Annotated in this window: 19 protein-coding genes; 17 read left to right on the top strand and 2 right to left on the bottom strand. The window is 70.7% G+C overall.

The annotated features are described in order from the left end of the window. Window positions 1-8: 8 nt before the first annotated feature. A complete protein-coding gene (locus OG568_RS20150) occupies window positions 9-1,706 on the bottom strand; it encodes a chitinase (RefSeq protein WP_329532582.1) in 1,698 nt (565 codons plus the stop codon). A gap of 360 nt (window positions 1,707-2,066) precedes the next feature. On the opposite strand from OG568_RS20150, the gene OG568_RS20145 reads away from it, so the two are divergent. From OG568_RS20145 to OG568_RS20065, 17 genes are all read left to right on the top strand, one after another. Beyond that, window positions 2,067-2,942, top strand: a complete 876-nt coding sequence (locus OG568_RS20145; protein WP_266436466.1) for a hypothetical protein — start codon at window positions 2,067-2,069, stop codon at window positions 2,940-2,942. 139 nt (window positions 2,943-3,081) lie between these two features. Next, complete coding sequence (cpaB, locus tag OG568_RS20140; protein WP_266436464.1) at window positions 3,082-3,795, top strand: Flp pilus assembly protein CpaB; 714 nt, start codon at window positions 3,082-3,084, stop codon at window positions 3,793-3,795. Window positions 3,796-3,948: 153 nt separating this feature from the next. Continuing rightward, window positions 3,949-5,568 (top strand): AAA family ATPase, encoded by a 1,620-nt coding sequence (locus OG568_RS20135; protein ID WP_329536393.1) that lies wholly within the window; start codon window positions 3,949-3,951, stop codon window positions 5,566-5,568. Further along, window positions 5,565-5,942 carry a TadE/TadG family type IV pilus assembly protein gene (locus tag OG568_RS20130; protein ID WP_329532581.1) on the top strand — a complete coding sequence of 126 codons (378 nt, stop codon included), beginning with the start codon at window positions 5,565-5,567 and terminating at the stop codon, window positions 5,940-5,942. The genes OG568_RS20135 and OG568_RS20130 overlap by 4 nt, the downstream gene beginning before the upstream one ends. A 44-nt stretch (window positions 5,943-5,986) precedes the next feature. Continuing rightward, window positions 5,987-7,327 (top strand): CpaF family protein, encoded by a 1,341-nt coding sequence (locus tag OG568_RS20125; RefSeq protein WP_329532580.1) that lies wholly within the window; start codon window positions 5,987-5,989, stop codon window positions 7,325-7,327. A gap of 34 nt (window positions 7,328-7,361) precedes the next feature. Further along, the gene (locus OG568_RS20120) at window positions 7,362-8,303 is read left to right on the top strand and encodes a type II secretion system F family protein (RefSeq protein WP_329532579.1); all 942 of its coding nucleotides are present in this window, start codon (window positions 7,362-7,364) and stop codon (window positions 8,301-8,303) included. Window positions 8,304-8,319: 16 nt separating this feature from the next. Further along, window positions 8,320-9,210, top strand: coding sequence for a DUF5936 domain-containing protein (locus OG568_RS20115; protein ID WP_329532578.1), 891 nt, complete (start codon window positions 8,320-8,322; stop codon window positions 9,208-9,210). Next, window positions 9,210-10,628: a sensor histidine kinase gene (locus OG568_RS20110; RefSeq protein ID WP_329532577.1), complete on the top strand. Its 1,419-nt coding sequence runs from the start codon at window positions 9,210-9,212 to the stop codon at window positions 10,626-10,628. The genes OG568_RS20115 and OG568_RS20110 overlap by 1 nt, the downstream gene beginning before the upstream one ends. After that, window positions 10,621-11,352 carry a response regulator transcription factor gene (locus OG568_RS20105; RefSeq protein ID WP_329532576.1) on the top strand — a complete coding sequence of 244 codons (732 nt, stop codon included), beginning with the start codon at window positions 10,621-10,623 and terminating at the stop codon, window positions 11,350-11,352. The genes OG568_RS20110 and OG568_RS20105 overlap by 8 nt, the downstream gene beginning before the upstream one ends. Window positions 11,353-11,454: 102 nt before the next feature. Further along, on the top strand, window positions 11,455-11,658 hold the full coding sequence (locus tag OG568_RS20100; RefSeq protein ID WP_266585371.1) for a hypothetical protein: 204 nt from the start codon (window positions 11,455-11,457) through the stop codon (window positions 11,656-11,658). After that, on the top strand, window positions 11,655-12,260 hold the full coding sequence (locus tag OG568_RS20095) for a pilus assembly protein TadG-related protein (RefSeq protein WP_329536392.1): 606 nt from the start codon (window positions 11,655-11,657) through the stop codon (window positions 12,258-12,260). Before OG568_RS20100 ends, OG568_RS20095 begins: the two co-directional genes overlap by 4 nt. 15 nt (window positions 12,261-12,275) lie before the next feature. Then, window positions 12,276-12,872, top strand: a complete 597-nt coding sequence (locus OG568_RS20090; RefSeq protein WP_266585373.1) for a hypothetical protein — start codon at window positions 12,276-12,278, stop codon at window positions 12,870-12,872. A gap of 2 nt (window positions 12,873-12,874) precedes the next feature. After that, window positions 12,875-13,531 (top strand): OmpA family protein, encoded by a 657-nt coding sequence (locus OG568_RS20085; RefSeq protein WP_329532575.1) that lies wholly within the window; start codon window positions 12,875-12,877, stop codon window positions 13,529-13,531. 69 nt (window positions 13,532-13,600) lie between these two features. Next, window positions 13,601-14,473: an LLM class flavin-dependent oxidoreductase gene (locus OG568_RS20080; protein WP_266436444.1), complete on the top strand. Its 873-nt coding sequence runs from the start codon at window positions 13,601-13,603 to the stop codon at window positions 14,471-14,473. 38 nt (window positions 14,474-14,511) lie between these two features. Further along, the gene (locus tag OG568_RS20075; RefSeq protein WP_329532574.1) at window positions 14,512-14,973 is read left to right on the top strand and encodes a GNAT family N-acetyltransferase; all 462 of its coding nucleotides are present in this window, start codon (window positions 14,512-14,514) and stop codon (window positions 14,971-14,973) included. Window positions 14,974-14,977: 4 nt separating this feature from the next. Continuing rightward, window positions 14,978-15,637 (top strand): nucleoside deaminase, encoded by a 660-nt coding sequence (locus OG568_RS20070; protein ID WP_329532573.1) that lies wholly within the window; start codon window positions 14,978-14,980, stop codon window positions 15,635-15,637. 12 nt (window positions 15,638-15,649) lie between these two features. Continuing rightward, complete coding sequence (locus OG568_RS20065) at window positions 15,650-16,423, top strand: class I SAM-dependent methyltransferase (RefSeq protein ID WP_329532572.1); 774 nt, start codon at window positions 15,650-15,652, stop codon at window positions 16,421-16,423. A 74-nt stretch (window positions 16,424-16,497) separates the two neighbouring features. Here the strand turns inward: OG568_RS20065 and OG568_RS20060 are convergent, their stop codons facing one another. Next, a complete protein-coding gene (locus OG568_RS20060; protein ID WP_329532571.1) occupies window positions 16,498-17,646 on the bottom strand; it encodes a winged helix DNA-binding domain-containing protein in 1,149 nt (382 codons plus the stop codon). Between the last annotated feature and the right edge of the window lie 88 nt (window positions 17,647-17,734).

The raw sequence follows: 17,734 nt of genomic DNA, 5'->3' as shown, positions 1-17,734 counted from the left end.
GCGCCTTTCTAGCCGAGCCCGTGCACGTGCGCCCCCACCGAGTTCGACCACGCGTTGCCCGCCGCCGCGTCCCAGTTCGTCGACCAGGTCATCGCGCCGCGCAGGTCCGGGTAGGTCTTGGAGGGCTTGAAGGAGCCGCAGTTGGTGCCCTTGGCCAGGCAGTCCAACGCGTTGTTCACCACCGTCGGAGACACATAGCCGCTGCCCGCGCCACTCGTCGAGGCCGGCAGGCCCAGGCCCACCTGGGAGGGGGCCAGGCCGCCCTGGAGCTGGATGCAGGCGAGGGCCGTGAGGAAGTCGACCGAGCCCTGGCTGTACACCTTGCCGTCGCAGCCCAGCATCGAACCGCTGTTGTAGTACTGCATGTTGACGACCGTCAGGATGTCCTTGATGTTCAGGGCGGTCTGGAAGTACGCGTTCGACGTGGACTGCATGTCGATCGTCTGCGGGGCCATGGTGATGATGAGAGACGAGCCGGCCTTCGAGGAGAGCGACCGCAGGGCCTGGGTCATGTACGTCGCGTTGAGGCCGTTCTCCAGGTCGATGTCGACGCCGTCGAAGCCGTACGTCTGCATGAGGGAGTAGACGGAGTTCGCGAAGTTCGTCGCGGACGTGGAGTCGCTGATCGACACGGTGCCGTTCTGGCCGCCGATGGAGATGACGACCTTCTTGCCCGCGGCCTGCTTCGCCTTGATGTCCGCCTTGAACTGGTCGACCGTGTAGCCGCCGAGCCCGGCCGAGTCGAGGTTGAAGGTCACCGCGCCCGGCGTGCCCGTCGCGTCCGCGAACGCCACCGCGATGATGTCGTACTGGGACTGCACGCCGGAGATCTTCTGGACCGTCGCGCCGTTGTTGAAGTTCTGCCAGTAGCCCGTGACCGCGTGCTTGGGCAGGGTGCCGCCGCCACCACCCGAGGACGCCGTGGTCGTGCCCGTCACCGCCGTCGACTTCGCCGACTCGCCCGCCGCGTTGGTCGCCGTGACCTGGAAGGAGTACGAGGTGGAGGCCGCGAGGGACGAGACGGTCGCCGATGTTCCCGTCGTCGACTGGACCTTCGTACCGGCCTGGTAGACGTTGTAGCCCGTCGCGCCCGACACCGTGTTCCAGGAGAGGGAGACGGAGGAGGACGTGGTGGAGGGGACCGTCAGGCCCGTCGGAGCCGCCGGGACCGTGGGGGCCGGGTCGCCGCCTCCGCCGCCGTCGGGGCCGAAGACCGACAGGTCGTCGGCGTAGTACGGGGCCTGGCCGTACCACCCGTGCGTGTACACCGTCACCGAGGTCGTGGACGCGCCCGTGGTGAAGGTGGTCGAGAGCTGCTTCCAGGAGGCGGAGTCGGGGGTCCAGGTCGAGACGTCCGTGGTGCCGGTGCCCGTCACGCCCAGATAGGCGTACCCGCCCTGCAGCCACGCGCTCAGCGTGTACGTCGAGTTGGGCTTGACCGCGACGGCCTGGGTGCACTGGGCGTTGTCCTGCCCGACGGGCGTGCCCTTGAGCGCGGCCGATCCGCCGTGCACCGGCGAGGAGACGGTCGTACCGCTGCCCGCCGTACAGGTCCAGTTGCTCAGGCCCGACTCGTAGCCGCCGTTCTTGGCGTTGTTGACGTCCGCCGCCTGGGCCTGGCCGGCCAGGCCGGTGAGGGAGAGGACGGAGGCGGTGACGACGGCGGCGAGGGCGCCCGCCCATCTCCGTCGGGGCGGTCGGGGCATACGTATGACGCGGTCCACTGGGACCTCCGGTGAGGGGAGGGGAGGGGGGAGAGGGGATGCGGAACGGTGGCCACCGTCGGACGTTGCTGCGTACAAGTTGGTCCAGACCAATTCGGTTGTCAAGGCCTCTGGCGGGCGGCGGGGGCGATCGGGCCCTTCAATGGGCCCACAGGGTGGGCGACTTGTGGCATATTCGTCTCACTCTCCGTTGATCAAGCCCGTACCTTCCGTGAGTTGATCTGGGAGATTCGGTGTTGAGGCGGCCATGCCGTGGATATGGTGCTGATGCAAGAGGACGTCACAGGGGCCATCTGAGGCGGTGGTCGACCACCCCGCCACAGTGAACGGGGTGTGTGCAGCGTGCCGACCGCGATAGCCGTCACCAGTCCCGATCTGGTGCTCCCACCGCACGACCGGCAGACCCCACCCGCCGTGGTCCAGCCCCTCGACAGTCTCGAAAGCTCCCTCACGGGCATGCACGCCCTCATCGAGCAGCACGGATACGTCATCGCGCTCTACCCGGCCTCGGTCGAGGACGCGGTCACCCGGCGGCTGCACACCGTCCGCTCCGTCCTGGAGAGCGACCGCATCGCCCTGCTCGGCATCGACCTGCCGCCGCTCGGAGTGGCCTTACTGGCCCAGCAGTTGCGGCAGCTCTCGGTCTGCGACTTCAGTCCGGGCGTGCTCGCCTCCTCCGCCCGGCTGCTCGCCCACTACATCTACGCCGGCGCCCTGCTCGGCTCCGTCGCCAAGCTCGACCGGGTCCCGGTGACGCTGAAGTCGCACGCCAAGTCCTGGGTGCCGGGCGCCCAGTTCGCCGTACTGTCCCATCCGCGCCCGCAGCTGGCCCGGATCGGGCAGGACGAGCTGACCGGGCCCGAGTTCGCCACCCGGCTGCTCGTCGCCGCGGGCCAGCCGCCCTCCGACTGGGTCACCGCGACCCTCGCGCCCGCCTGGCGTGTGCAGGGCGTCGCGTCCGTACCGCTGCCCCAGGAGTCGGCGCGCTGGTGGGGCACCACCAAGCTCGCCGAGTTCGCCGCCGGTCTGTACGACGTCTCCGTGCTCTACCAGCTCGTGTCGTCCGTCCGCCGGGAGGAGTGCCACTGGTGCGGTCTCGAACTCATCGGCGACCGTTGCGGGTTCTGTGCCGCACCGCTTCCCCCGCCTCCTGAGCTTCCGGTGGCCACTGTGCGGGCAGCATCCCCAGTACGCGCTCTGCCCCGAGGCGACACATAAGCCACGTCCGTACGGCCGAACAACACGCTGATCAACAACAACACGCTGATCAACAACAAGCTGATCGACACGTCGAACAACACCAGGCACGACCGCTCGACCCCGCCGTCCCCGCCCCACGATCGAGGTTGTCCGCGTCATGAACTCACGTCAGCGCCGCGGCGTCATCCTGCTGGTCCTCTCGGTCCTGTGCGCCCTCGGCGCCTTCGCCGGAGTGCTCTCGGTGATCCGCGACGTGAACTCCAAGGTCGGCCCGGAGGTGGCGGCGTACCGCCTGAAGAGCGACATCGCGCCCTACAAGGAACTGTCCGCCGACCAGTTCCAGAAGGTCTCGATGCCCAAGCGCTGGCTGTCGAGCACCGCGGTCACGAACCTCGGCCAGATCCGCGGGAAGATCGCCGTCACCCAGCTGGAGAAGGGCTCCCTGCTCCAGACCGACATGATCGTGGACCGGCCCGCGCTGGAAGCGGGCCAGCAGGAGATCGCGATCATGATCGACGCGGCGACCGGCGTGGCCGGGAAGATCGACCCGGGCTCCCGGGTCAACATCTACGCCACCTTCAAGGCCGAGAACGACAAGCAGAAGGACCAGTCCAAGGTCATCGTGGCGAACGCCCGCGTCATCGACGTCGGCAAACTCACCGCCCTCGACCCCGGCCAGTCCAGCACCGACCGGCGCAACAGCGCCACCCAGGCCGTCCCCATCACCTTCGCGCTCGACACCGCCGACGCCCAACGCGTCGCGTTCGCCGAGTCGTTCGCCGAACACGTCCGCCTGGCCCTGGTCGCGGGCGGCTCCGACGCGACCGTCGCCCCCGGCGACCGTACGTACACCCTCGACGAGGACAAGTAGGAGGCCGCGCATGAAGTCCATCCCCACGGGGCTGCGCCGATGGCCCCGCACGAGGTCGATGAGTACGAGGTCGACGGCTACGGGGTCGATGAGTACGAGGCCGACGGCCATGAGGTCGATGAGTACGAGGTCGACGATCACGGGGCCGCGCCGATGACCATCCGTATCCTCCCGGCCGTCGGTGACATCGACTCGGCCCGCGCGCTCACCACCCTGCTGAGCCAGCTCGCCGACGCCGAACCGGCCCCGCCCGTCCCCGACTCGACGGCGCTCCTCGACACGCTGGCGCGGCTCGCCGCCGAGTCCCTCGACGAGCTGCCCGAAGTGGTCCTGGTCCACGAACGCATAGGCCCAGTCCCCGCGTTGGACCTGATCCGCGACGTGGTGATGCGCTTCCCCGCGGTCGGCGTCGTCTTCATCACCGCCGACACCAGCACCGGCATCCTCACCGCCGCCATGGACTCCGGCGCCCGCGGCATCATCGGCCTCCCGCTGGGCTACGACGCCCTCGCCGAACGCGTCCAGGCCGCCGCCGGATGGTCGCTCGGCATGCGCCGCCACCTCGGCAGCGGCACGCCCGAGCTGTACACGGGCCCCGGCGGCACCGTCGTCACGGTCACCGGGGCGAAGGGCGGCGTCGGCGCGACGGTGACCGCGGTCCAACTCGCCCTCGCCGCGAGGGCGTCGGGACACGACGTGGCCCTGGTGGATCTCGACCTCCAGTCCGGGGACGTGGCCTCCTACCTCGACGTGCAGTTCCGCAGGTCGATCGCCGACCTCGCCGGAATCAGCGACATCAATCCCCGCGTCCTCCAGGACGCCGTCTACACCCACGACAGCGGAGTGGGCCTGCTGCTGGCCCCGGCCGAGGGCGAACGCGGCGAGGAGGTCACCGACCGGGTCACCCGCCAGGTCCTGTCCGCCCTGCGCTCCCGCCACGACGTCGTGGTCGTCGACTGCGGCGCCCAGATGAACTCCGCGACCGCGGCGGCCGTCGAGATGGCCGACCAGGCCCTCCTCCTCGTCACCCCCGACGTCGTCGCCGTCCGCGCCGCCAAACGCATGGTCCGCATGTGGGACCGCCTCCAGATCCGCAAGGCGGAGGAGACGACCACGGTCGTCAACCGCTTCGCACGCGGTTCGGAGATCCAGCCCTCCCTCGTCGAACGCGTCACCGGCACCAAGGTCGCCCGCACCCCCGTCCCCGCCGCCTTCAAGGAACTCCAGTCCGTCGTCGACGCCGGCCGCCTCCAGGACCTGGACGCCCGCTCCACGGTCAAAGGGGCGCTGTGGGCGCTGGCGGCGGAACTGGGACTGGTGGTCGCCCAGGAGACCGGCGGGGGCGGCGGCAGACGCCGCAAGACCTCCTCGGACCGGGGCGCACTGGCCCTGCGGCGCAAGGGCGGCGACCGGGGCGCGGTCACCCTCGAATTCGCCGGCATGTTCCCCATCCTGCTCGTCGTGATGACGATCCTCTGGCAGTGCGTGCTGTACGGCTACTCGTACTCGCTGGCCGGGAACGCGGCGGACGAGGCGGCACGGGCGGCTACGGCGGCGTACGCGGTCAACGGTGATGTACCCGGGGCGTGCCAGACGGCCGGGAGCAAGCATCTGCCGGGCGCCTGGAGCGGTGCCAAGATCAGCTGCGGCGCGGCGGGCTCGGTGATGAAGGCCACCGTGAAGGTCGACGTGCCGCTCTTCTTCCCGGGCTTCGACGCCGGCTTCAAGGTGCAGGGGAACGCGGGCGCCGCGCTGGAGGGGAACAACGGATGAGGCCCCTACGGTGGCTGAGGCGTCGGCTCCGTGACGACCGGGGCGTCTCCATGCTGGAGTTCGCCGGGTTCCTGCCCATCCTGCTCGTCATCGGGATGGCCGCCATCCAGCTCGGCCTCATCGGCTACGGGATCAACCAGGCGGGGACGGGGGCGCGGGCGGCGGCACGGGTCGCCTCGCAGCAGGGTGGCCCCGCAGAGGGGACCGCCGCAGGTCACGCCGCCGTGAGTGGATGGCTGAAGCCGGACGTTCCCCCTCCCGCGAAGGGCGCGGACACGACCACCGCGACGGTCACCGTTCACGTCCCGTCCGTCATCCCCCTCTTCGGCCCCTACACCGTCACCCGCCACGCCACCATGCCCACCGACAACTGAACCGGAAACGGACAACCGACGAATGACCGGGAGGAGCTGAACCCATGAGTCTGCGCAGCCGACTCTCCACCCCCGACGAGTCAGGCCCCGCCCGCGAGGACGGACACCTCGTCGCCGTGTACCGAGCCAAGCTCCTCGAGGAGATCGACCTCGCGGAGATGTCGAGCCTGGCGGCAGCCGAACGGCGGGTACGCCTGGAGCGCGTGCTCGGCCACATCATCAGCCGTGAGGGCCCGGTCCTGTCCTCCGCCGAGCGCTCGCAACTGATCCGGCGGGTCGTCGACGAGGCCCTCGGCCTCGGTGTCCTCGAACCGCTGCTCGCCGACGCGTCGATCACCGAGATCATGGTCAACGGGCCGGACTCCATCTTCGTGGAGCGGGCGGGACGGGTGGAACAGCTCCCCCTCCGCTTCGCCTCCAACGACCAGTTGATGCAGACCATCGAGCGCATCGTCTCCACGGTCAACCGCCGCGTCGACGAGTCCAACCCCATGGTCGACGCCAGGCTCCCCACCGGCGAGCGCGTCAACGTCATCATCCCGCCGCTCGCCCTCACCGGGCCCACCCTCACCATCCGCCGCTTCCCCCGCGCGTACACCCTCCCCGAACTCATCGACCTCGGCTCGCTCGACGAGCAGATGCTGATGCTGCTCGCGGCCTTCGTACGAGCCCGTTTCAACCTCATCGTCAGCGGCGGCACCGGCAGCGGGAAGACGACCCTCCTCAACGCCCTCTCCGGCCTGATCCCCTCCCGAGAGCGCATCATCACCATCGAGGACTCGGCCGAACTCCAGCTCCAGCAGGAACACGTCATCCGCCTGGAGTCCCGGCCCCCGAACGTCGAGGGCAAGGGCCAGATCACCATCCGTGACCTGGTCCGCAACTCCCTGCGTATGCGCCCCGACCGGATCATCGTCGGTGAGGTCCGCGGCGGCGAGACCCTCGACATGCTCCAGGCCATGTCGACCGGTCACGACGGGTCCCTGGCCACCGTCCACGCGAACTCCGCCGAGGACGCCCTCATGAGGCTCCAGACCCTCGGCTCGATGTCCGAGGTCCAGATCCCCTTCGAGGCGCTCAAGGACCAGATCAACTCGGCCGTCGACGTCGTCGTCCAGCTCACCCGTCACGCCGACGGCTCCCGCAAGGTCACCGAGATCGCCCTGGTCGTCTCGCACGGCCGCGAACAGTTCCGCGTCGTCCCCGTCACCCGCTTCGTCCCCCGCCCGGCCGGCCCCGACCGCGTCGTACACGGCCGTTTCGAGCACCTCCCGCTGCCACGCGTGGTCGCCGAGAAGCTGTACGTCGCCAACGAACCGCTGCCGCCCGCCTTCGGCGTGGCCGAGGTCCTCGACGTACTCGACACGAGGCGGGCCATCGGATGACCAACCCCGACCCCGCCCCCGAAGGGAGGCAGCCATGAACGACCCCGCACTCCTCGCCCTCGGCGCCACCGTCCTGTGCGGCACCCTCGCCGTCGCGGGCGTCCACACGTACGCCTCGGGCCGTGCCCAGCGCCAGGCCCTCGTGGACCGCCTCTCCGGCGGCGGCCCGCTGCGCACCGCGGCCGGCCGCGTACGCCGTTTCGCCGCGGTCGACCGCCGGCTGCGCCGCACCCGCCTCGGCCGCGCCATCCATCTGCGCCTGTCGGCCACGGGCCTGGACGTGACGGCGGGGGAGTTCGCCACGTACGTCACCGCCGTCGTCGTCGCGCTGTGGCTGATCGCGGCATCGGTGCTGGCCCCCTTCTTCGGTCCGATCGCCGCCCTCGTGGGCGTGTGGAGCGCGGCCGTCTTCCTCAACTGGCAGCGCCAGAAACGCATCGAGGCCTTCATTGGCCAACTCCCCGACGTGGCACGCCTGCTGGCCAACGCCACCGCCGCGGGCCTGGCCCTGCGGACGGCGCTGGCGATGGCGGCGGAGGAACTCGAGGCCCCCGCAGGTGAGGAACTCGCGCACGTGGCAGACCAGTTGATGCTGGGCCGCACCATCGACGACGCCCTCGGCGAACTCTCCGAACGCCTCCCCTCCCGCGAGCTGATCGTCCTCGTCACGACCCTGGTCCTCGCCAACAAGGCGGGCGGCTCGGTCGTCAGCTCCCTGCGCAACCTCACCCACACCCTCGAGGACCGCAAAGAGACCCGCCGCGAGGTCCGCACCATGCTCTCCGAGGTCAACGCCACCGCCTTCACGGTCCCGATGCTCGGCCTGGGCTCGCTGCTCCTGATCAACTCCTCGAACGAGGGCGCCCTCGCCCGCGTCACCGGCTCCGGCCTCGGCCAGGCACTCGTCCTGATCTCGCTCGGCCTCTACACCGTCGGTTTCTTCGTCATCCGCCGCCTCGGCAAGATCGAAGTCTGAGAGAGGAGGGGTCACGTTGCTCGCACTGCTGCTCGCCCTCCTGACGGCCGGGGCCGTCGCGGGCGCCCTGCTGGGCATCCGCATGATCCGCGCCGACGCCAAACTCCCGAGCGACCTCGCGCTCGCCCTGGAGGTCGGCGGGACACGCGTCTCCACGGCGGAGTCCGCCGTCGACCGCCTCGGCATGCGCTTCGCACCCACGGTGCTGCGCCTGATGGGCCCCCGCCGCGTCGACGCCAAACGCCGCCGCATCGACATGGCGGGCAACCCCGGCGGCCTGACCCTCAACCGCTACGCCGCCCGCCGCGCGGTGTACGGGGTCTTCGGTGTCGTACTGGGCCTCGTCTTCCTCTCCAACGGCCAACTCCTGTTCGCCGTCCTCACCCTGACCTTCGGGCTCGTCGCCGCCGACGCCCTCATCTGGCAGGCCGTCCGCGAACGCAAGGAGGTCATCGACCGCACCCTCCCCGACTTCCTCGACGTCCTCGCCGTCGTGGTCTCGGCGGGCCTCGGATTCCGCCAGGCGCTGGACCGGGTCGCGGAGAAGTACGAGGGCCCCTGGGCGGACGAACTGCGCATCACCCTGCGCCAGATGGACATGGGCGTCAGTCGCCGCCAGGCCTTCGACGAACTGCGCAAACGCAACTCCTCCGAGCAGGTCGCCCAGTTCGTCTCGGCGCTCCAGCAGGGCGAGGAGCTCGGTTCCCCCATCGCCGAGACCCTGATCCAGCTCGCCACGGACATGCGCCGCACCGACGCCCAGAACGCCCGCCGCCGCGCCGCCAAGACCATCCCCAAGGCGACGATGGTGACCCTCGTCTTCATGCTCCCGGCGACGATGATCCTGATCGCCACCGGCATGTTCCTGGGGTCGGGCACGAACTTCGGCTCGATCCTGGGCCGCTGATGACCAGCCGCCGTACACCCATGCCGCGCCCGTCACCGCTCTCGACGCTGTCCACTCTCCCGCTGTGGCTGTCGCAGCCCCCGCCGTGGCTGACCCGGCTGTGGGCGCGGCGGCACCTCGCGAGCACCGAGGACGGCTACCTGGCCGACGACGCCCCGGCCCCCGGAAGCGTCCGCCTCCAGCTCAACGCCCTCCAGGCGCTGTGCCGCCAGGCCTTCGGCGTCCGCCTCGCCGCGATCGCGATCGGCGCCCCCTTCGCCATGACCAACGCCGTGAACGGCCCGCCCCGCTACACGGTGCTGGCCGCCGCCGTCCTCGGCGTCATGGGCTCGTACGCCATGCTCAGGGACTGGGACCGGTTCGGCCCCCGCCTCCTCGCGCACCCCGGCCTCATGGCCGTGGACCTGACCTTCGGCGCGGTCCTGCTCCTGACGGCGTCCCCCGCCTCCCCCCTCGCGTACGCGACGGTCTGCACCCCACTTCTGGCAGGCCTGCTGTACGGCTGGCGCGGCTCGGGCATCTTCACCGGCCTCCAGCTGATCGTGCTGGTGACGGTGTACAGGGCCTGGCAACACCACCCGGGGTCCGGCGCCAGCACCCTGCTCATCGCGGGCTTCTGCGTCGGCGCCGGCATCATCGGCGTCACCCTGCGAAACCTGATGTTCCGCTTCGGTACGGCGAGCCAGGCGCTGTCGGAGGCGAACTCCCGCCTGGCCGTCGCGGAGGCGGTGGAGTCCGAACGGGCCCGGCTGGCCCGCGAGATGCACGACTCGGTCGCCAAGACCCTGCACGGCCTGGCCCTGGCGGCCGAGGCCCTCGCCACCTCGGCCGCCGCCGGAGACGCGGACCCGCGCACCCTGGGACAGCAGGCGACGATCGTCGCGGGCGCGGCCCGCCGGGCGGCCGCGGAGTCCCGCGACCTCCTCTCCGACCTGCGCCGCCACACGGACCTCACGAGCGCGAACACGGACGTCCTGTCCGAACTCGACTCTCGGGTACGGGCCTTCGAGTCCCGCACCCACCTCCCCACGACCCTCCACCACCGGGGCGAGCCGCCGGTCCTCCCGTACGCCACCGCCCACCACGTCCTGGCGATCGTGTCCGAGGCGCTGGAGAACGCGTACCGTCACGCGGACGCGACGCGGGTGACGGTGGAACTCGACGTGTCGCAAGCCGAGTGCGCACTGCGCGTACGGGACGACGGAGTCGGTCCGCCCCCGTCCGTCGCCCTCGACGACCTGACCAGATCCGGCCACTTCGGTCTGCTCGGCATGGCGGAGCGAGCCGCGTCGCTGGGCGGCCGCATCGATCTGAACCGCTCCCCGCAAGGAGGCGCGGAGATCCACCTGACCCTCCCGCGCCGCTCTGCCGTCCCCCACCCTCCCCCCACCCCCCAAGAGGAGGCCGCACATGCCTGACCAGGCACTTCCCGGCCCGAACCTCCGCGTACTCGTGGCCGACGACAACCCCGTCGTCCGGGCCGGCCTGGCCGCGCTGCTCGACGGCCACCCCGACCTCGAAGTGGTCGCGAAGGCGGCCGACGGCGAAGAGGCCATCGAAGCCGCCACCCGACTGCGCCCGGACGTCGTCCTCCTCGACGTCCGCATGCCCGGCACGGACGGGCTGACGGCCCTTCCCGCCCTCTCCCTGCTCGCCCCCGTGATGATGCTGACCTACAGCCGCGAACCCGAGGTCGTGGCCGAGGCGTTGCGCCGGGGCGCGGTCGGCTATCTCGTCCACGGCGAGTTCACGGCCCCCGAACTGATCACCGCCGTACGGGAGGTACGGCACGCGAGGGCGACTGTCCCGGATTCACTCGGTGTTTCGTACGAACCGAACGATTCCTCTTCGCATCTGCAACCGCTTGTGGCACAGTCGTCAAAGGCCCGGTCCGGCTTCGCGGCGAGGCTCCGTCGCCGCGTGCCCGATCGGCTCAACTTCGGCCTGAGTTCAAGGGAGGTGGAGGTCATGGATCTCATCGCGTCCGGCATGAGCAACCAGCAGATCGCCGCCGCCTGCTTCATCAGCGAGAAGACCGTCAAGAATCACATCAACCGCATCTTCGCAAAGCTGCACAGTTCCTCGCGCAGCGAAGCGATCGCCCACTGGCTGGGCACGGCACGCGAGGGGTGGAGCCGATGACTCCACCGACGGGAAGTTGGGCCCCTGGGCCCACACGGAGTAGGCGCGGTCTCACGTACGGTGCTCGGGTTGGTAGTTGCGTCGCGCGGGAGGGCAGTGACGATGAACAGGTTCGACAGGTGGAAGCGGACCGTTGTCTCCCGGATGCGGGGCGAGGGGCGGGACGCGGGGGCGGGGTTCGTGGAGTACGCGGGCCTGATGATCATCATCGCCGGGATCTTCACGATGATCGACGGACTGGGGTTGGACGGCGCGATCTCGGGCGCGATCATGAATGCGGTCAACAGCGTCATCGGCGGCGGCTGACCGCCGTATACCTGCGGGGTGACCGGGGGCAGACCCTTCCCATCTACATCTGGCTGACAGGGATTCTGCTCTTCGCCGCCTTCGCCTTCTTCGCATTCGCCCAAGCAGCGTCCGCCCGGAATGGAGCTCAATCCGCGGCGGACGCTGCGGCGTTGGCGGCCGCGAGGGACTCGCGCGATGAGCTGATGACGGGCCTGGCAGGGGCGGTGGGCAAGAATGACCACTGGCTGGACTGGCTCAAGGGCGACCTGTTCAAGGGCACCGGAGCCGCAGCCGCGGCCAGCCAGCTGGCCGCCGAGAACGACTCGACAGTGCAGGGTTTCACCGCGACGGCGGTGAACGGATTTCCGGGCTACCAGGTAGAGATCGAGACCCAGTTCACGGTCGGAGACTCGATCATCCCGGGCACGGAAAGTCAGCACGCCAAGGCCCACGCCATCGCGGTCATCGAGCCGCGCTGCACCTTCGCCGCGGACGCCGATCCCACGAAGCCCGTGCGGCTGGACTGCGACGGCCAGACCGTCAACATCGACCCCGAAGATTTCCATTCGGACGAACTCCCCGACGCGTCCGTGCTGTTCTCTGTGCATCTGGCCGAGTGAGAGGAAGTCGTACCGATGAACTTTCGGCACACCATGAAGGGCCGCAGGGCGCTGAGCACGGTGGCGATCACGACTGGGCTGCTCCTCACGGTGGCCGGCTGCGGCGGGGGAGGGGACAGTGAATCCGACAAGGGGTCTTCGTCTCCGTCGGCTCACGCGACGAGCGGCAGCGGCGGTGCTACGACGCAGTCGAAGACGCCGGACGCCTCACCGCCGCTCGCGGAGGTCAAGGGCGAGAACGGCCTGGTGCTTGCGGTCACCTCCGCCAAACGCGACACAGGAGGTTTCGTGACCGTCGAGGGGACCGTCACGAACAACACCGGCACCATTTGGGTTGCCGCCGACTGGCGTGGCGACGAGAACGAGTTGAAGAGAAACGGTGGCTCCATCGCCGGCGCCAGTCTGGTCGACCAGAAGGGCAAGAAGAAGTACCTCATCCTCAGGGACACCTCGGGGCGCTGCCTGTGCACGCAGTTCACCGGCGGCGTCCGTCAGGGCGCGACCTCCGACTGGTTCGCCCAGTTCCCAGCCCCACCCGCCGACACCACCAACGTAGACTTCCAAGTCGGCTCCATGCCCCCCGCCTCCATCCAGATCTCCGACGGCGAGTGACCATGGCCCTCCCACCCCGCAGCGCAGCGACCACGCTCACGGCCCTCGCCGTACTGGCCGCGCTGAGCCTCACCGGTGGCCCGGCGCACGCCGACGGCACCGGTCCCAGTGCCCCGCCGGGCAGCGTCACCACCTCCCCACCCCCCACCGTCGACCCCACCAGCCCCGGCCTGAAGCTCGCCGACGGCGCCACGCTCGCGCCGGCCAAGGTGTTGGACATCAAGTCGGTCGTGGAAGACCTCGGCGGCGAGGAACGGCGCGAGGACACCAACTCCGACGTGACGTTCGCGTTGCAGGCCGAGGTGCTGTTCCCCAAGGACAGTTCGAAGCTGAACCCCGATGCCCGTTCCCGTATCCAGGCGATCGCGGACGAGATCAAGAACCAGAAGGCGACGACGGTCAGGGTGTTCGGGTTCACCGACAACCTCGGCTCGTACGCCCACGGCCTGGTCCTCTCCAAGAAGCGCGCGGAGATCGTCCACGACGAACTGGCGGCGGCGCTCGGCTCGACGGACGTCACCTTCGAGGTGCGCGGCTACAGCGAGGACTACCCGATCGCGGACAACACCTCGGAGGAGGGCCGCCGCAAGAACCGACGCGTGGAGGTGACGTTCCCGCGTGGCGCGGCGAGCGGTAGCTCCTCGGGAGCCCAGAGCTGAGAACGGGCGCCGCTACCGCCGACGCGTAAAGGTGTTGTCCGCGCGCCGGGGCCTCGGTAGGAAGGCTCCATGACTGTTCTCGGTGCTGTGTTCCGGCCCCAACTGCCCCCCGAACGTCTGCGTGCCGTCGCGCGAGCGGCGGACGAGGCGGGTCTGGAGGAACTGTGGCTGTGGGAGGACTGCTTCCTCGAAGGGGGTATCTCGGCCGCGGCGGCCGCCCTCGCCTGGACCGAACGGGTCCGGGTCGGCGTGGGACTGCTGCCCGTCCCGCTGCGGAACGTCGCCGTCACCGCGATGGAGGCCGCCACGCTGCACCGGATGTTCCCGGGGCGCGCGATCGTGGGCGTCGGCCACGGCGTACAGGACTGGATGGGGCAGGTCGGGGCGCGTGCGGAGTCGCCCGTGACGCTGCTGCGCGAGCACCTCGACGCGCTGCGCGCGTTGCTGCGGGGCGAGCGGGTCAGTACGGACGGCCGGTATGTGAAGCTCGACGGCGTCGCCCTCGACTGGCCGCCGACGGGGGCACCGGAGGTGCTCGCGGGCGCCACCGGGCCGCGTTCGCTCCGGCTCTCCGGCGCGGCTGCCGACGGCACCGTCCTCACCGCGGCCACCGCGCCGGAAGGGGTACGGCGGGCGCGGCGACTCATCGACGAGGGGCGGGAGTCGGCGGGCCGGACCGACCACCATCGGGTGGTCGTCTACCTCCACACGGCCACCGGGCCGGACGCGGCGGCCCGGCTGCGCGCCGAGATCGAGGCGAACGGTGAGGATCCGCTGCCGGAGCACGGCGTCGCCGGGGACGCTGGCGCGGTCGCCAAAGCCGTACAGCGCCTCGCGGAGGCCGGCGCCGACACCGTGGTCCTCCAGCCCACCGCCGACGAACCGGACCCCGAGGGCTTCGTGCGGTTCGCGGCCGAGGAGGTACGGCGGCTCATCGCGTAGGCCGGTCGTTGTCAGTACCCGCTGCCACACTCGTCGGCATGAGCGATGACGACGTACGACTGAGGGACGTGGTCGAAGCCGACCTCGACAGCTTCCTGGCCTACGAGCACGATCCCGAGGCGGCCCGGCGGTCGAGGTTCACGCCTCGGCCGCGGGAGGCGTTCATGGCGCACTGGAGGACCAGGGTCCTCGGCGACGACACCGTACTCGTGCGGACGGTCACCGTGAACGGTGAGCCGGCAGGAAACCTCGTCTCCTGGTGGGAGGGCGAGCGACGCTTCATCGGCTACTGGCTGGGCCGCCCGTACTGGGGCCGGGGGATCGGCACCAAGGCCCTGGCCCGCTTCCTCGAACTGGAGAAGAACCGCCCCCTGTACGCCGATCCCTTCACGGGCAACACCGCGTCCGTACACCTCCTGGAACGGCACGGCTTCCAGAGCCAAGGGACCGTCCGCCACGGCGACGACGAGCACACCCTGCTCGTGCTCCACGAGGAGTGAACCGGTGACCGGCCCCGTCCTCCCCGCCCCCTGGCAGCTCCCCTTCGAGCTCGCCTGGGAGGCCCTTCGCGCCGGCAGCCGTCCCATCGGCGCGGTCCTCCTCGACGGGGCGGGGCGGCCCGTCGCCACGGGACGAAACCGCAGCCAGGAATCCACCGCCCCGCCCGGCCAGTTGGCCGGCACCGCGATCGCCCACGCCGAGGTCAACGCCCTCGCCCAGCTGCCCGCGGGCGGCCGTTACGAGGACCACCGCCTCTACACCACCCTCGAGCCCTGCCTGCTCTGCAGCGGCGCCCTCATCCACAGCCACGTCCGCCACGTCCTGTACGCCGCGTCCGACCAGTACTGGACGGGCATCGAGCACGTGCCCGGCGTCGGCGGGCAGATCGCCGCGCGCTGGGCCCACAGACAGGGCCCTGCCGCCGCGCCGCTCGCCGCGTTCAGCGTGCTGCTCATGGACCTGTGGGCCGTGCGGCACGCCCCGTCCGGCCTCCGCAACCAGGCCGACGACAGCTCGGTGGCCCTGGCGCGGCACTGCCTGACCGTCGACGGCATCCTCGACGCTCCGAGCGTCGAGACGGTCTACCGGCTGGCCTTCCCGCACCTGCACCCGCACCGACGATGCCCCGAAGGAAACCACCTCGCCTCCCCACCGCCCCGTTGAGAAGATCTCCCCATGACCATCACCCGCACCTTCGAAGCCCTCGTCGACGAGGCCGTGGCCGCGCCCGTCGAGGGCTGGGACTTCTCCTGGTTCGAGGGCCGTGCCACCGAGGAGCGGCCCTCGTGGGGCTACGCGCGGGCGATGGGGGAGCGGCTCGCGCACGCGTCCGCCGCGCTCGACATCCAGACCGGTGGCGGCGAGGTGCTGGCCTCCGCCCCGGCCCTGCCCCCGCTCACCGTCGCCACCGAGGGCTGGCCGCCGAACGTCGCGAAGGCCACCGCCCTGCTCCACCCCCGCGGCGCCGTGGTCGTCGCCTCTCCCGAGGACGCCCCGCTGCCCTTCGCGGACGGCGCCTTCGACCTGGTCACCAGCCGGCACCCGGTCACGACGCACTGGTCCGAGATCGCGCGCGTCCTGCGCCCCGGCGGTACTTATTTCTCCCAGCAGGTCGGCCCGGCGAGCGTGTTCGAACTCGTCGAGCACTTCCTCGGCCCGCAGCCGGAGGACGTCAGGAACGGCCGGCACCCGGACCGCGCCCGTGCCGCCGCCGAGGCCGCCGGGTTCGACGTCGTCGATCTGCGCGCGGAGCGGCTGCGCATGGAGTTCCACGACATCGGTGCCGTCGTCCACTTCCTGCGCAAGGTGATCTGGATGGTCCCCGGCTTCACCGCGGACCGGTACGGGACCGAGTTGCGTGCCCTGCACGAGCGGATCGAGGCGAAGGGCCCGTTCGTCGCCCACAGCGCCCGTTTCCTGATCGAGGCGCGCAGGACCCGGCGTACGTAGGGCGTGAGGGCGCAGCACCCCGGCGCTCAGACCCCCAGAGACCCAGACTCTCAGGCACCCAGACACCCCGGCACTCAGGCATGTGGTCCCGCCGTCACCGCCCCCACCACCAACTCCGCCCTCGCCTCCAGGATGTCGCCCACCCGTTCCACCTGCTCCGCCAGCTCCCGTTCCCGCGCCGCAGGCAGCCGTTCCAGCGGCTCCACGGTGACCGTCGTACGCCGCCCCCGGCGCCGCTGGTGCCAGACCCCGGCGACCACACCGTCGACGAGCAGGACGGGGAAGTTCCCGGCCTGGCCGCCCGCGAGGGCACGTGCGTAGGCCCGTCCGGGGAAGAGCGTCTCGCGGGGCTGTGCGGCGATGGCGTACGCGTCGAAGTAAGGAAGCAGCCGCACCCCGCGCACCGGTGTCCCCGGAAACTCCGTGTCGCCCGCCACGACCCAGGCCGGCCCCTCGAAGTCGACCTCCTCGATGACCCCCGTACCCGCCAGCGAGGCGAAGAGTTCCGTGGCCCAACCGCGGGGCGCCGCCGCCCACTTGGCGAAGTGCCCCGGCGTCGCGGGTCCGTACGCGCGCAGATAGCGCCGTACGAGCAGGGCGAGCCCCTCGTCGGCGGGGAGCGGCTCGAAGCGCGGGGGCCGGGTGTACGTCACCTTGCGGCCCCGGTTCGGGGCGAAAGACAGCGCGCCGCGCTGACCCGCCCGGTGCATGACCTGCCGCCAGCGCGGCCACATGCCCTGGAACGCGGGCATCACCAGGTCCCCGGCCCAGGGCCCGGTGCGAGCCACCACCTCGTCGCTCAGCTCGTCGACGGTCAGCCGGGCGCCGTCCAGGGCGTCCCCGATCGCCGCCACGACCTCGTCCGCCTGCTCCTCGGTGAGCCGGACGGCCGGCGCGAACGGGCTTCGGCCGGACGGGATCGCGGTCAACGCGGCAGTCCAGAGCGGGAGTTCCGCGGTGGGGAGTAGATGTACGGTGCCGCGCGGGCCGTATGTCTTCACCAGCGACCGGTCCTCCCAGAGCGCGGCGCGTACCTCTGCCCGTGTGACTCCGTCGGCGCGTACGCCCACCGAGACCTCGGCCGCCGACAGGACTTGTGCGTGCGCGCCGAGCATCGCGCCGACGATGTCGGCGACCGGAGTCCCGGCCCGCGCCGGAACGGCCAGGAACTGGCGCTCCGTTCGCCGCGCGCTCGCCTCGTCCCATGTGATCTTCAGAGTCATGCGGCGAAGGTAGGAGGGAATGAGGTCAGATCCTGTCCGCTGGAGCGTCCGGGAACCGGTTGACCGAAAACACCCTGATGCGTCCGGT

It is taken from the genome of Streptomyces sp. NBC_01450, assembly GCF_036227505.1.
Taxonomy (GTDB): domain Bacteria; phylum Actinomycetota; class Actinomycetes; order Streptomycetales; family Streptomycetaceae; genus Streptomyces.
The sequence above is the reverse complement of the archived record's forward strand: the minus strand, read 5'-3'. Positions and strand labels throughout refer to the sequence as shown.